The 14262-nt window shown below is 38.8% G+C and carries 15 protein-coding genes; 3 read left to right on the top strand and 12 right to left on the bottom strand.

Annotated features, from left to right (window positions below; translation table 11 throughout):
• Nucleotides 1–75 precede the first annotated feature (75 nt).
• Nucleotides 76–408: a DUF4133 domain-containing protein gene (locus AM279_RS06865; protein WP_054407005.1), complete on the bottom strand. Its 333-nt coding sequence runs from the start codon at nt 406–408 to the stop codon at nt 76–78.
• An 11-nt stretch (nt 409–419) separates the two neighbouring features.
• On the bottom strand, nt 420–725 hold the full coding sequence (locus tag AM279_RS06860; protein WP_002979435.1) for a DUF4134 domain-containing protein: 306 nt from the start codon (nt 723–725) through the stop codon (nt 420–422).
• 182 nt (nt 726–907) lie between these two features.
• Between AM279_RS06860 and AM279_RS06855 the strand changes: the two genes are divergently transcribed.
• Nucleotides 908–2050, top strand: coding sequence for a DUF3800 domain-containing protein (locus AM279_RS06855; protein ID WP_054407003.1), 1143 nt, complete (start codon nt 908–910; stop codon nt 2048–2050).
• An 81-nt stretch (nt 2051–2131) separates the two neighbouring features.
• Here AM279_RS06855 and AM279_RS06850 read toward each other — a convergent pair whose 3' ends face one another.
• From AM279_RS06850 to AM279_RS06810, 9 genes are all read right to left on the bottom strand, one after another.
• Nucleotides 2132–2551, bottom strand: coding sequence for a DUF6527 family protein (locus AM279_RS06850; protein ID WP_201782539.1), 420 nt, complete (start codon nt 2549–2551; stop codon nt 2132–2134).
• Entirely contained in the window at nt 2535–3692 is a 1158-nt protein-coding gene (locus AM279_RS06845) for a ThiF family adenylyltransferase (protein ID WP_054406999.1), read from the bottom strand. The genes AM279_RS06850 and AM279_RS06845 overlap by 17 nt, the downstream gene beginning before the upstream one ends.
• Nucleotides 3667–4368 (bottom strand): multiubiquitin domain-containing protein, encoded by a 702-nt coding sequence (locus tag AM279_RS06840; RefSeq protein WP_054406998.1) that lies wholly within the window; start codon nt 4366–4368, stop codon nt 3667–3669. The genes AM279_RS06845 and AM279_RS06840 overlap by 26 nt, the downstream gene beginning before the upstream one ends.
• A gap of 316 nt (nt 4369–4684) precedes the next feature.
• The gene (locus AM279_RS06835) at nt 4685–4930 is read right to left on the bottom strand and encodes a DUF2188 domain-containing protein (protein ID WP_054406996.1); all 246 of its coding nucleotides are present in this window, start codon (nt 4928–4930) and stop codon (nt 4685–4687) included.
• A gap of 24 nt (nt 4931–4954) precedes the next feature.
• On the bottom strand, nt 4955–7435 hold the full coding sequence (locus tag AM279_RS06830; protein ID WP_074961584.1) for a S8 family peptidase: 2481 nt from the start codon (nt 7433–7435) through the stop codon (nt 4955–4957).
• A 3-nt stretch (nt 7436–7438) separates the two neighbouring features.
• The gene (locus AM279_RS06825; protein WP_201782538.1) at nt 7439–8677 is read right to left on the bottom strand and encodes an AAA family ATPase; all 1239 of its coding nucleotides are present in this window, start codon (nt 8675–8677) and stop codon (nt 7439–7441) included.
• Between the two features lie 154 nt (nt 8678–8831).
• Nucleotides 8832–9470, bottom strand: coding sequence for a hypothetical protein (locus AM279_RS06820; RefSeq protein ID WP_054406993.1), 639 nt, complete (start codon nt 9468–9470; stop codon nt 8832–8834).
• 11 nt (nt 9471–9481) lie between these two features.
• Nucleotides 9482–9931 (bottom strand): DUF3408 domain-containing protein, encoded by a 450-nt coding sequence (locus tag AM279_RS06815; protein WP_054406992.1) that lies wholly within the window; start codon nt 9929–9931, stop codon nt 9482–9484.
• Between the two features lie 4 nt (nt 9932–9935).
• Nucleotides 9936–10703: a ParA family protein gene (locus AM279_RS06810; RefSeq protein WP_054406991.1), complete on the bottom strand. Its 768-nt coding sequence runs from the start codon at nt 10701–10703 to the stop codon at nt 9936–9938.
• 726 nt (nt 10704–11429) lie between these two features.
• Here AM279_RS06810 and mobA point away from each other — a divergent pair.
• Both mobA and mobB read left to right on the top strand, forming a co-directional pair.
• Nucleotides 11430–11861: a conjugal transfer protein MobA gene (gene mobA, locus AM279_RS06805; RefSeq protein WP_054406990.1), complete on the top strand. Its 432-nt coding sequence runs from the start codon at nt 11430–11432 to the stop codon at nt 11859–11861.
• Nucleotides 11862–11955: 94 nt separating this feature from the next.
• Nucleotides 11956–13242 carry a conjugal transfer protein MobB gene (mobB, locus tag AM279_RS06800; RefSeq protein ID WP_054406989.1) on the top strand — a complete coding sequence of 429 codons (1287 nt, stop codon included), beginning with the start codon at nt 11956–11958 and terminating at the stop codon, nt 13240–13242.
• 99 nt (nt 13243–13341) lie between these two features.
• Here mobB and AM279_RS06795 read toward each other — a convergent pair whose 3' ends face one another.
• A complete protein-coding gene (locus AM279_RS06795) occupies nt 13342–14256 on the bottom strand; it encodes a helix-turn-helix domain-containing protein (RefSeq protein ID WP_054410176.1) in 915 nt (304 codons plus the stop codon).
• Nucleotides 14257–14262 lie beyond the last annotated feature (6 nt).

The raw sequence follows: 14262 nt of genomic DNA, 5'->3' as shown, positions 1-14262 counted from the left end.
ATATTTGTTTTTTAATGGTATGAAGCTATCTGGAGCATATTAATCCTTAATTTTAGGGGTATGCTCCAAATGGTCTCATAGGGCATTCGGTTTAGAAGTGAATTTTAAATAGCGGTGTACAGGCTTGCGGCAGATGATGTAGCGGGGATGCCGTTTATTGGCTGCAATTTTCATCAGCCCGTGTTCGCCGTACTTCCTGTTCAGCGAAAAGGTTTGCCACACAATGAGCGAAGCCCCGCCTGCGCCCAGTAACAGGCAGACGTAAGAGTTTACGCCAGCCATATACATTATCATTACGAGGATAAGCGTACCGAGCAGTCCGCCAGCGAAAATGAACAGGTATTGTGCTTTCAGCCCTTTAAATTCTACCGTCCGTCCAATGCCTTTGTTGATGTTGTAATTATTCATAAGGCAAAAGATTAAAGGAAGAATGAGCGCAGGATGGTAGCCGCAACGATTAAGAAGATACACGCACCAAACCAGCTTGCCGCAGTCTTGCTCGTGTCGGGGTCGCCCGAACTGAACTTGTTATACACCTTAACGCCTCCGATTAGTCCAACGACCGCACCGATGGCGTAAATTAATTGGGTAGCGGGGTCGAAATAAGAAGTTACCATTTGGGTAGCTTCGTTTATACCTGCCGAGCCGTTTCCCTGTGCGAACGCACCAATTCCTGACAGCATAGCCACGGCTGCCAGCAAAACTTTTTTTCTCTGTTTTTCCATAATTGAAACACATTAATTTGTTACTATAATCCCGCACCATGCGAGCTTTCGGGACAAAGGTGTTTCAGAAATCAGGGCGTTATAACAAAGTGGCAGTCAGAGGAATTGTTTGGCTGTGGGTGGCAGTATTAGGAGGCGTTTTTATAACTTAGCCACATATTTATTTTTAATAAGCTAACACTATGATTGATTTTGAAATAGCCGAAATTGAGGCTGCTAATCAATTTGCCCGATTGCTAAATCCAAGGGTAGATTTTACAACACCATATACATTCTATTATGATGAAACCAATAATATCAAAACCTTCTATGTAAGAGAAAATGATTTCAATTATACTTTTACGGCAAACTTCGTTTTGGGAGGACTTCTACATCAAGGAGCAGTACCCGATGTACAGCCATTGATAGATAGTTTTAGATTGCAGAAAACAGCCAAGGAAGTGAAATTCAAACATATCGCATTTGGAGATTTTCTTGATTGTCTAAAATCCCAGAAATTGAACCTCTTCTTTCGCTTTCTAAAGGATAGCGATCTTTATGTCCACTATTCTAGCTTAAATATTCTTTACTGGTCAGTAGTTGATATCGTAGACTCTGCTATAATGAATTCTGACGCGGCTATGCAATTGGGGCATGGATTTGACAATCGACTAAAGAATGACCTGTACAAACTCTGTCGTCTTGAAATAGATGCCGTTATTCAGCTTTTTTATGGTTTCGAATATCCTAATGTTAAACCTGAAAATATTGGTAATTTCATAGAAGCACTGAGCAATCTTTTTGAGCCATATCTTACGATACCAGAATTTCATTTTGGGTTGGAATCGTTACGGCAGATATTGAAAGAGTCTAAAAAGAAAGGTGAATTAGCTTTTGTTATGAATGAAAAAGATTTTGTCCTGTTAGGAGATCTGACACATTTTTATCTCAGACCTATTTACACTTTCAAAAAATCAACTCATATATTCGATAATGAAGATTCAATCCGAGAAGCTTTGAAAGAGTACAGAATGCTAGATAAGGGAGTCGAGTTTAAAAACTATTCCTTTGTTGATTCTCAGGATAGCCAATTGACACAGCTATCTGATATTTTCATTGGTTTTATGGGTAAATATACCAATTACAGGAATACGCACACTATGGAAGAAATTAAAGTAGATATCGACTCTTTCTCAGCTTTACAATTAGAAAATATGAAATTATTTATTGATATTATTAATAAATCAGACCAGAAAAATCCTGCCTTTCTACACGCAACAGATAGTTATGAAGAGGTAATGAAATTTGGGGAGCTATGCGAGATTATTGCTGGAAAACAACCTTAATTAGTATTAGATAACCTAAAGACAATATATAAATAAAGCCGAAGAATTACCTTCGGCTTTATAGAGATAAAAATTAAAGTTCTACAATCGTAAGAGTTTGGAGATTTTCTGCCAAATAGTAGGTTTAGGGATTTCTTGAACAACAGATTCTTCTTTTGAAATATCTGGCACTTCAAAATATTCTATTTTATGTTTTAGATCATTTTCTCTACCTAAATTGATTTCCCTTTCTGTCCAACGACCAGCAAACTCAATTTTATTGTTCTTTATCCAGTAGTGGGACTGACATTCAAAATTCCAATTGCCGATGGAGGGATGAAGCGTAACTGCTTTACCATTAAAAGTCAGTTTCCAATCTGTTGGAGACAATGGAGTCACTACTTCATTACCACAGCCACATACACATTTATGTATTGCAGTGCAGTATTCGATTGAGACGTATAAAATACCTTCTTCAACCTTCTCGGGAATGAACTCAACGAACTTATGCTGTAACGACATCTTCATTAAAAATTTTAGATGTGCTAATAGCATATGAGCTATGATGCTCATTTTCCAAATCAACATAAATTCCAGATAGCTTCTTCCATTTCAGGATAGCAAAAATTGCATTCAATGCATTCAATTCCGCAATTTGAATATTAGTAGCATATTCATTATTATCGGAATCTTCTGAAAAAATACGAAGAGGTAAATGGTCATTTTTGTCACGGGTGGCAGAAGTAACTCTTACAGCACCCGTAAGCTTGTCATCAACGACATTCACACCCAAACCTACATCGGAAAACGGAATACCTGCGCTAGCCAAATAATCTGTTACCATCTTCCTGACAGCATTTTTATCAACACATATAAATACATAATCCATTTTATCTAACTCTAATAGATTCTCTTTCTTCACATAGTAGTCATGGACATAAATGTATTTGTGCATGTTAGAATACAACTTTTGATAATATGCAGCCTTTCTCGGATTTTCATCAAGGTCACTCATTGATGCAGCACCAGGCGAACGGAATGCATTGTGTTGGTCAAAGCTATCCCCATCAAAAAGATGGATTTCCTTTACCGGTGTTTTAGCCACCATATCCAAAATATATGCTCCAGTTCCTCCTAAACCAACAATTGCTATTTTCTGATTTTCCAATTTCGAATTAATAGCTTCTATGTTAGCACGGCTTGAATTAGTATCAATGTATTGGAATACTGTTTCATTAGAGCTGTCTGCTATCAGCTTAAAAGTCTTTTCCGTAACTGACGGATACAAATATTTGGCAGGAGCGGAAATGATATCTGCATACCTCTTGACCTTTTCGTAATAGTTAGGATATCCACCAGTAGGCTTATTAGAAAATGATCTATTTACGGTAATCTGATTGTTTAATACAGAATTACTGTTGCCATGTTGAATAGCGGTAATAACGTTGCCGTCGATTTCACAGGGATTATCTCCTATAAAAAAAATAACATGGTTTTGAATATCATGTAATGTAGTTACCAATATACCGTATTGTAGATTTTTGTTTTGATCAACAAAGGGTATATGATGGATAAGTAAATATCCACCACGTACCTCGATCTCATAACCTTCGTCTCTTAGACGTTTAAGGTCGGGACTATGATTTATCAGTTGCTGTGACATCGAAGATCATTTTATTTTTGACACGAACAACTGAACCTTTAACCATAGTGCCTTCTGGTTTAGGTTCCCAACCTCTACTGTAAGTAACTGTATAACCTTTGTTTGGATTATTATCATATGATCCAAAGGCTAAAACAACCAATTGCTCAAAAGAAATGTTTATTTCTTTCCATATGTGCGGACGTGCATTGACAATGATGGTTACTTCAGTTGGTCTTGGCTTAGAAAAGAATCTCTCTTTACCCGGACGAGCTAAATCAACTACTTCATCATCGAATATTTGATCGTCTTGCCAGCCTTCCTTGATGTCAAGGAAGATATCATCTTCCGCAGGTATGTTGCCCAGCTCTCTGATTTGAACACCTCTGATATATTGCTTATACCAAGTAAAAGGCTTGTCGTTAATGAAAAACTGGAGTTTTTTCTTTACAAAGAAATATTCAGTTTCTGGCCGAGCCAGATTTACCTGCTTTTCATTTTCAATAAGCTCATCCTGATAAGGTTTACTAATTGATAAAAACAACTCGGTATCTAAAGGTATCCCAGCAAGTTGTTTTAATTCTGCCCCTGTTCTGTATTGGTCAAAAGTCTCATATTCTTTGCCTTCTATTACAAATTTTAGGGGTATTTTTGGGCTATGGGAATGCAAATCCCCTTGATGATTATCTAACTTCATCGTAAATTAAATTTTGATATTAACTAATAAATAATTGCTTATTGCCTATCATTTCAGCAATAAATAAGGGCTTGCCCTACGATAGTTTTAATCCTGATGCAATTGAAATTTTTGTCATTAATACCAAGCCCGACAACTCAATTTGTAGTAGTTGCAGGTTTAAAATCACGAAAAGCTTGTTTATTCCAAATAAAGGAGGTAGTTTTGAAGTGCAAAACATTACTACCAAGAGCCTTGCAAGGGCTTTTGTTTCCTTTAAGGAATCAAGCCAGGTGATTTTCGCCTGGTTTTTATTTTTTTGAACGTTTCTTTTTCATTAGTATTTGGTGTCTTTAATTGACTTTGGATCGTTTCCAGGCTTTACAGTGTCGCTATCTCGAATCGGTCCGCCATTTGGTCGGTGTATCCGAACTTCTCCACCACCATTATTTGATGAAAACTGTTTTGCAAGTTGTTCCGCTTGCTTTTGAGTACTGGCAACTGCTGATGCTTTCTTGCCGCCTTCCTTTTGAACATTCCATCCGTCTTGTCCTTTTTTTTGCGTTACATGGTAATTTGCCATAATTGCATATATTAAATTATTAAATTAAACTCTTGGTACAATTCGAGCTGCAGTTTTGATATCAACTGCCTGGACTCCTAGTGACTGTAGCATTTGTCGCATATCATTAAATACTGGTTTCTCACTATCAGGATCAGAAATTGTTAGTATTGCTGTAAACGGTACACCCGCAGCTGGTAGAGTTACACCATCTCTTGATAAGTACTCTACATCTAGTTTCCATTCTGTAGATGGTCCAACACCTCGGGGGAAAGTTTTTTCATAAACTTTCACTGGACTCCATTTGAAAGAATGTTCAATCTGATCTTTCTCGTATAAACTTCCATCACCATCTTCAGGCGTGTAAATTGCATTCAACCTTCCTTTATAGTTACCATTATTTTGCAGTTGCCTTAAAGCTGCGTCGATATTTATTCTGACAAACTCAGAGCCAAATCTGTAATCAAACCTTGGCGTGCTTACAATGGTAAGTTTTGCGTGCCCAAAGCATTTACCATCCCTTACTAAACTTGAAGGCCAAGTAAATTTAAAACTCATCTTATGTCCACTTATAGCTCGGTTTGCAAATACTAATGTTATTGCAGATGAACTTCCGTTCAAAATATCTTCAGAACCATCCGGTATACCAAATCCAACCAAGTGTTTGGAGACATTTCTCAAATTTTTGTCGTTAAGGGACTCTGGTAATACAGCATGATGGATTCCAAGGGCGATTAATGTTTCCCTCGAAACCATACCTTCAATTGAATGATCAAGACTTGCTAAAGTCTTTGCGACATTAGGAGCAGCGTAGCTAGTTCCGCATCCATCTACAATGTTACTCGTAGGGTCTAAAGATAGAAGACCATGCCCTAAAGTTGGGTGACTAGTCCCAGAACCACCGATATGAGCAAAATCAGGTTTGAGGCCTACTCGTAGTCCAGGTCCTCGACAGCTGTAATTGCTTAAAGCATAAGGAACAACACCTTCAAGGTGTGGAGGATTTAAAGCTGAAACACTTATATTACGACAGCTTTCAGCAGGTTTTTTAATAGCATCATTTCTCGAAGAAGCTAATATTTTTAATGCATCAAAATGATCCGATGGCCATTCTTTTCTAATATCTCGAGGGTGGGTATTACCTGCCGAAATAATAAAAACGACATCATTTTCTTCCGCAATCTTGTCCAAAATTTGTGCAGGAACACTGTAGCCTGTAGTTGACGCGTGCTCTTCTATATTCAGGCTGAAATTAAATATTCGAACTCCAGTTCTAGCCTTTAATTCCTGAACAGCAGTTTCGAGTTCATTAAAAAATTCTAAAGGTTTTGAATAGTAGGAACTGTATCTATCAACACGAGGTAATATATCAAGATCTATAATTTTACAACCATCAACCTCCCTGCAAATAGCCTTTCCGTTTAATTGTTGACCAAATATTGCTAATCCAGCTATAAAAGTACCGTGATTTTCGTCTTTATCCGTGCTGCTAATTAGTCCCCACCGATCTTCTATCCAGTCGCCATAAACATCCGAAACACCACCGTCTACAACGCATATTTTCGGATATGAGCCTTTGAGATCAGGAGCAGAAACAGTAAAGTTTCCACCTTTGACCTGAGATTTGACAGTTGAGCTTTGTGTAATAATGGGAGGAAGAGTGACTTTTTTTACCAATGGATGATTTCCCAAATATTCTAACAATTGGTTATGTCTCTCCAAGTCGAGGTCTATAGATTTTTTCTCTCCTGATTTACCTGCTGTTGACGAGGAGTAAAGCTGTATTACTGGAGTTGAATCGGTTTTCTCTAATTTTATACCAAACACAACAGATGAACCCTGACCAGTGGTAATTCTTGATACAAATAAGCCTGTGCCCAAAATGGTTAACCCGCCAAAAAAGCTATCAAACAAATCGAATTTGTATTTGCTTAGTAGATCCCAATCTTGTCTCGCTGGGGGAGCTTCAAATAATTCTACCATATACGAACCGCCTGTTTGAGGATTAGATAGCCATTTTACGGCTTCTTTGACAGAAAAATTCCTTTTGTCACTTGCGGTGTATGGGCTAATTTCTTCAATTGCACCAACTTCACTTCTTAATCTTGAAGGATTAGGTTCATTTTTTCCATTTTTTTCTTTATATCTTGTTTCAGGCTCAGCCTGTCCAACTTTAGTATTTATTTTATCAATACTTTCTGGAGTCAGTTCGACAAATAATTCTCCCAAATCCCCGGCTCCAATTATAGGAGCAACATCTCTTTTGAAAACTTGGGAAGTTGGACGATGGCTTTTTGCTAATGCAGTTTGCTTTAATGTAACTTTCGCATAAGAAACCTTGGCGAAACTATTTACCAACTGCATACTCTTTATCTCACTAAGCTGATTTTGAATGTTATCTCTATGCTCGATGAATTCATTATCATTTCCAGCAAAAAAGTCTTTAGAACCACCGCCACCATTATTTTCTAATGCTTCAATAAAAGCATCGCTATTTAATACTATTTGAACAGGACTATTTGCCATAACTTATATTTTTTCAGAATCTTTAAATTTCGATAGCTGCTTACTCAGAGTTGACGGAGTCATTCCGAACAATGATGCTAGATCTTTCTGTTTAAAAGAGTAAACCTTATCGTTTAATAACATATTGATAAAATCTTCATCACTGTGAACCATAACATTTCTCTTTTTTGTGTCCACCCTTCCAGAGTTAAGTACAGCAAATTGCTTCATTACTTCTACTATATTGCTCTCCCTTTCTAAAACAAAAGCTCTTTTTAGCCATTTTGAAAGCATTTCTGCATCAGCACCTGATGAACCATCTAGGCACCATGCTAAAAACTTAATTTCACTTTCGTTAAATTCTAAAGGCGTAATAAAATTCTTAAGTAATTGAATCATTACCTCAGGGGAAGGTTTGGGAATTTCAACCTGTATATCAAACCTTCTCCAAATAGCAGGATCAAGAAGACTTTCATGGTTAGTTACACCAATGGTAAAACCTTTTTCATGACGTGAATCCAAACTTTGCAACAAGGTATTCACCACTCTTTTTACTTCACCAACCTCCTGCGGATCGTTACGGAGTTTAGCAATTGCATCAAACTCATCGAGAAGTAAGATGCATTTATACCTATTAGCAAAAGTGAATAGGTTGCCAATATTTCGAGATGTAGTTCCTAGATACGAAGACATAAGCCCTTCCAGCCTTGCCAGTACTACAGGTAATCCAATTTGTTTTGCAATCCATTTTGCTAAATGTGTTTTACCAGTTCCTGGCGCACCGTAAATTAAGCAGGAGCTAGCTGGAGTAGCATTAATTTCTAAAAGTTGATCGAATTTGCTCCATTCATTTACGATTGAGTGAATAGCAAGCTGGATGTTACCATCAAACATTGGAGCTTTCTCTGGTAGATCATCAGGAAAAAAAATCTCTGCTAATGGTGTTGATGTCTCCTTATCTACAGGAATTGACGTCTTAGGAGTTATTTCCTCACCTTTTAAAACCACGAAAGATCTTTGGATTTTACTTGGAGACATCTCAAGCGATGATTCAGAGGCAGTCAGTAAAGCCTCCAATGACTTAGCCTCTTTAGTAAAGCCATCTTTTTCTAAGCTCTCTTTTAATCTTCTAATTTGATGAGTGACAGCTTCATTCGGCATCGCCAATGCGGACCTGCTTAAAGCTTGTACTATACTGAAATATTTGAGCATTTGCTTATTGTTTCTTAAGTTATAAATGCAAATATAGTAATAAATTTCCAAAATAAGATTTTAATTTCCATTTTTTGATATAAGTTTCCAAAAAAAGGAATTGAGTTTCTTTTTTTATTTGCGTTAAATTTAATGGTGTGAAAATGAGGATGTTTAAGGAGACATTAAAATGGAAATCATTTACAAATAGAAAAAGGGAGTTTGCTTACACAAAATCCCCAATGTCAAAATCACTCAAATCACTTTTCCGCAAGGTGGAAGAACCGTCGTCGATTTCAGATGAAAGTGTGCTATCCAAAAGCTCGGCAATTTTTCGGGATGCACCCTCAATGGAATTTTCCAGTAAGCTGAATAATTCGGTTCCCTGTAATTTCTGAACTATGGCTACCGCTGTTTCCTTTTGAGCCTGTTCCAAATTCTTTTTTTGGAGCAATGCCCCTACGGAGCTTAGTTCGTCGTAGGTAACCCCTTGGACAAAACCGTTATCGCCACCGGATATTCCGTACCTGTTCCATTCTTCTTCCTCTTCTTCCAAATCAGGCATATTGCTGAAAACTTCATCCAGTTCTTCCTGCGGAATTTGCATACCGACGTTTTCGTTCTCGTCGTATTCGATGTCTAAATTATCATGGTTTATCTCCGGTTCCGTTATTTGGCTTTCATTGGCAGTGTTTGGCACTGAATAGCTTTTTACGGGCTTGGGCTGACCCATAATATCGGGCAGGTTCGGGTTCACTTTCTCCTGCTGCATCGGCTTTTGTTGCGACCTTTTATGAATTACAATCTTATCCTGCACAAGCAGGACAATGACTATCAGCAGGCAAATCACAATTACTATTTCCATAATCAAATACTTTAAAAAATGGGTTTAAACTTTTCGTTGAAATCATCTGTGATTGCTTTTTCAAACATTTCAAAATGATGCTCCAGTATATTGTCGAGGTAGGCATACAGCGGTATCGCATCTTTACCAATGACCTGAACAATACGGGATAACCGTTCGTGATACTCCTGACGGATATAAATGCTTTTATCCCCCCGTTTTGTCATAGAGTGGGTTCTCAAAAAATGTTCGCCGTAACTGCCGTTAATATTTTTCTTACTACGGTTCCGTTCTCTTTGTACTGGTTTACCCGGCAATAAATCTTCCTGCTTTGCTTCTTCTTTTGCAGCTTCCGTTTCCGGCTCTTCAGGCGGTTCGGGAGGAAGCTGTATGCCGTCTTTTTTAATGCCGTCAACCATCAGGTTCATCATCAATTCTTCGTTAATGTCCGGCGTGACTTTTCTTTTATTATCTTTCTCCATAAGGCTATAATTGAATGATTTTTAAAAACTCATTGATGAACAAATCCAACTGGTAGGCTTTCATCAAACGCTCATCGGGTGGCATTACGGTAGAACGGAAAACCGTTTTGCTGTCTGCTTCGCTTTCCTTGCGAAAGCGGGTGCTGTTCTTCACTTGGCTTTGCATCAGGCTTAACCCCAATTGGGCTATAAGCTGATTATACAAGTCATATAATGGTGTGCTTTCCCTGCCATCCACCTGGTTCCAAAACAGGTTAATGGTTTGTATAGACGTTTCACCTTTTTTCATAATCACATCCTGCAAAAGCTGCGTGAAAATGAGGGTGCTTTCCATTACTACACGGTCTGCGGTAATGGGCGTAAAAATGTGGTGCATTCCTGCCAATGCTTTCAGAATGCCGGGTGTGTTCACGGTTCCGGGCAGGTCAAAAAATACTACATCAACCGGAACGGCTGAAGTTGCTACAAACTCGCGTGCCGCATCCAGTACGCTATCTGCTCTATGCTGTGTAATGGGGTAGGCTTTTTTGTTGATGGTGGTAAATTGCTTGTAAGCCAGTTTTTTCAAAGCCTCATTTTCCATTACCATTGCCAAATCACGAGTTTTCATTTTCATCAGACTGTGCTGCGGAAAATCAGCATCAAAAACGGCTACGTTGTAGCCCAACCGATAGTGCATCGTACTGGCGACAAGCGTAGTAAATGTGCTTTTGCCAACACCGCCTTTTTGAGAAGAAAAGGCGACAAACAGAGGTTTCTTTTTTGTGTCCATATTTTTAAAATTTAAAGTTTACATCTTTCTGTTTTCAGTCTGGCAGGCTTTCAGCGGTGCAGTCCTGATTTCGTGCTGTCTTTCTTGCAGGGCAGCTATCAGGCTTGCCTGCGGTACAGCAGCTCTGCTTTTATTCAGGCAGGATTGCGTTCTTGCATTCGCTCAGTCTGTCATTTAATCCATCCGGCAGGATATTCTGATAGCAGGTTGTCACGCTTTCCATCATTCCTGCAATCTTGCAGGCAGGATAGCCTGCCGTCCTGAATGTGTGCTATCTGTTCGTCCTGAAGTACGGGCTGACGGTCTGCCTGCCAACATTCAAGGGCAAAGAACTCATGAAATTCACTCGATTGTATGAGGGTGGCAGTGTTTGGCTTTCAGAGGCAGTATTTGGCACTGTGGCACAATGCAATGCGATCGTAAACAGGGCTTTACTTTGTATTGTGATTTTTATTAACGGATTTATGCAAAAGTCTTTTGACATATCAGGGGGTAACGGGAACGGCATCGAGCCGTTTTTCCCTGTTACATTCAATCCGTCCCGCAGGGCGGATTTTTGTGTTCACCGGAACACGGCAAGTTGTGTTTTGAGCATCTCGGAATGATTTCCGATGCTCAAAACAACTTGCCCTTTGCAGGGGGCAGAAAACACCTTCCGAAGTCAGGGTTTTGTATGGATTATCTAACGATGAGCTCGCTGAAGCTCGGTTTTAAAATGGATTAGTGATGAACGATAACAATAAAAAGCAATTGAAAAAGACCGGACGCCGCCCCAAAGAAGACCCGGCGACAATCCGCTATACGATTTCCTTTAACGAGCAGGAACACGCCCGTTTCCTTGCCCTTTTTGATAAATCAGGTATGCAGATAAAGGCGCATTTTATAACGTCCTGCATCTTTGACAAGACCATAAAGACTATTCAGATTGATAAAGGAACGGTTGATTTTTATATGCGGCTAACCTCTTTTCACAGCCAGTTCCGTTCCATCGGAGTGAACTATAACCAAATTGTAAAGCTGTTGTACAAGAATTTTTCGGAGAAAAAAGCAGCAGCGTTTCTGTATAAACTGGAAAAACAGACGGCTGAAATGGCAATGCTGTGTCAGAAAATTATCCAAATAAGCGAGGAATTTGAAGCCAAACACCTGAAAAAATAGCGGTAGACCTGGATGAGCTATCCATCGAAAGATAAAAATCAATAGCTCATTCACGCTTCATTACCATTAAGAAAATAAAACAAATCAATGAAAAATGATAGCAAAAATTGGAAGGAGCGTTAATTTATATGGTGCATTAGCGTACAATCAGCTTAAAGTGGAGAATGAAAACGGACAAATTTTGTTTGCCCATAAGATGATTGAGACCGCCAGCGGTCATTATTCCGTAGCACAATTAGCCCAGTCTTTTGCCCCTTACCTGATAGCCAACCGCAATACCGAGAAACATACGCTGCATATTTCGCTCAATCCTGACCCGAATGATAAGGTAAGCGACGATAAGTTTAGGGAAATGGCAGAACAGTATATGCGGGAAATGGGGTACGGCGAACAGCCATTTGTTGTATTCAAACACACGGATATTTACCGCAGCCATATACACATTGTATCGGTTTGCGTGGACGAGCAGGGCAAAAAGATTTCGGACAAATTCGAGAAAATGCGGTCTATGAACCTGTGCCGGGAGTTGGAAAGAAAACACGGGCTGATACCCGCAACCGATAAAGAGCGCAATCAGAATGACAAGGTTTTTCGTCCGGTAGATTATCGGGCAGGCGATGTAAAAAGCCAAATAGCTTCGGTCGTTCGCCATTTGCCGAACTATTACCAGTATCAGACTTTAGGCGAGTATAATGCCTTGCTTTCCCTTTTCAATGTTACCGCCGAGAAAATTGAGGGCGAACTGCAGGGAAAAATGCAGCAAGGGTTATTATACATTCCCTTGAATGAAAAAGGCGAAAGAGCCGGGCATCCATTCAAGGCTTCGTTGTTTGGTAAAGATGCAGGGCTTCCGGCTTTGGAATTGCATTTTGCGAAATCCAAAGCGGCTTTGAAAGATAGCCCTACCAAACAGACCCTAAAATCTTCCGTTACCACTGCCCTGAAAACTACGAGCGATGAACAGGCTTTTAAAAAACAGTTAGCCGAACAGGGCATTAACGTAGTGGTGCGGAGGAATGATACAGGTCGTATTTATGGAATGACGTTTATTGACCATAATTCTAAAAGTGTTTGGAACGGTTCACGTTTAAGCAAAGAACTTTCCGCCAATACCTTTAATGATTATTGGAACAATAACATCAGACCGGATATTAAAGAATCTGCCGTTTTACAACCCAAGCTATCCACATCAAATGATGCGGATCTTCCTGCGGAAGAACCACACCATTTGTTCGACTTCGTACATACTTCTGATAAACACGAAGACGGTTTAATTGAAGCATTGGGCGGTTTATTCCCCGAAGCCCAGGGCGACGATTACGAAGAACAGGACTTTGCTAATAAGATGAAGCAAAGAAGAAAACGAAGAACAAATAGATAGTCTTCTGGTTTAATCGATAAAAAAATTGATAATCAGTGGATTGCTTCAAGATCAATTGGACAATAATAAAGGATATATTGTTAGCTTAAATCCCGTTTATCAGTTAAACGAATGCCGATATACCAGTGGTGACACCTTTGTCTTTGCCTTGAACAATTTACTGAATGATTGCGAATACTCAAACCCTAATTGGTAAGCTATTTCGCTGACGCTAAAATTTGTTGTTGTTAATAATTCTTTTGCTTTTTCTATCAAATATTTTTGAATGTATTGCTGCGCATTCTGCCCTGTCGTGTTTCGCAGCAGGTCGCTTAAATAACTGGGTGAAAGATTCACTTCGTTGGCAATATATTGAACCGTTAGCAAACCTTTATTCGATACCGTTTCAGCGTTGAAATAATCATTCAGAATCTGTTCCAGTTTTGTAAGCAAATCATTATTTATGGCTTTACGGGTAAGGAATTGACGGTTGTAGAACCGGTTGGAATAATTGAGCAGTAAATCGATGTGTGATACAATAACATCCTGGCTATATTTGTCGATATTACTTTTTAATTCGTTTTGTATTTGCACTAATAAAGAAGATATGATGACATCTTCTTTGTCTGAAAGATGTAATGCTTCGGCGATGGAATAAGCAAAAAATCCATAGTTGTTTATATTTTTCCCTAATGGATAAGGACGGATAAGCTCCGCTTTAAAAACCAACATATGACCGGATACAGTATCATCTGAGACACTTGTAACTGAAAATAGCTGCCCCGGCTTCGTAAAACCCATTATACCTTCGTCAAAATCATAATCACGTTGACCATATTTAAATTTCCCGGAAGATTTTTTTTTACAGGCAACGCAATAGAAATCATAATAAAAGCTTTTCCAGATTTCGTTATCACCAAATTTGAGCGATTCAAAATCGATCACACTTATCAATGGATGGTCTGGCTTTTTCAAACCAAACAAACGATGCAGCTCAGAAATAGAACTGATCTTATATGGAGTAGCTTTTTTCATCATTCA

This window comes from Flavobacterium akiainvivens (assembly GCF_001278115.1).
In the GTDB taxonomy this organism is placed as follows: Bacteria; Bacteroidota; Bacteroidia; order Flavobacteriales; family Flavobacteriaceae; genus Flavobacterium; species Flavobacterium akiainvivens.
Note: the sequence above shows the minus strand (reverse complement) of the source record. Positions and strands in the feature narration are given on the sequence as shown.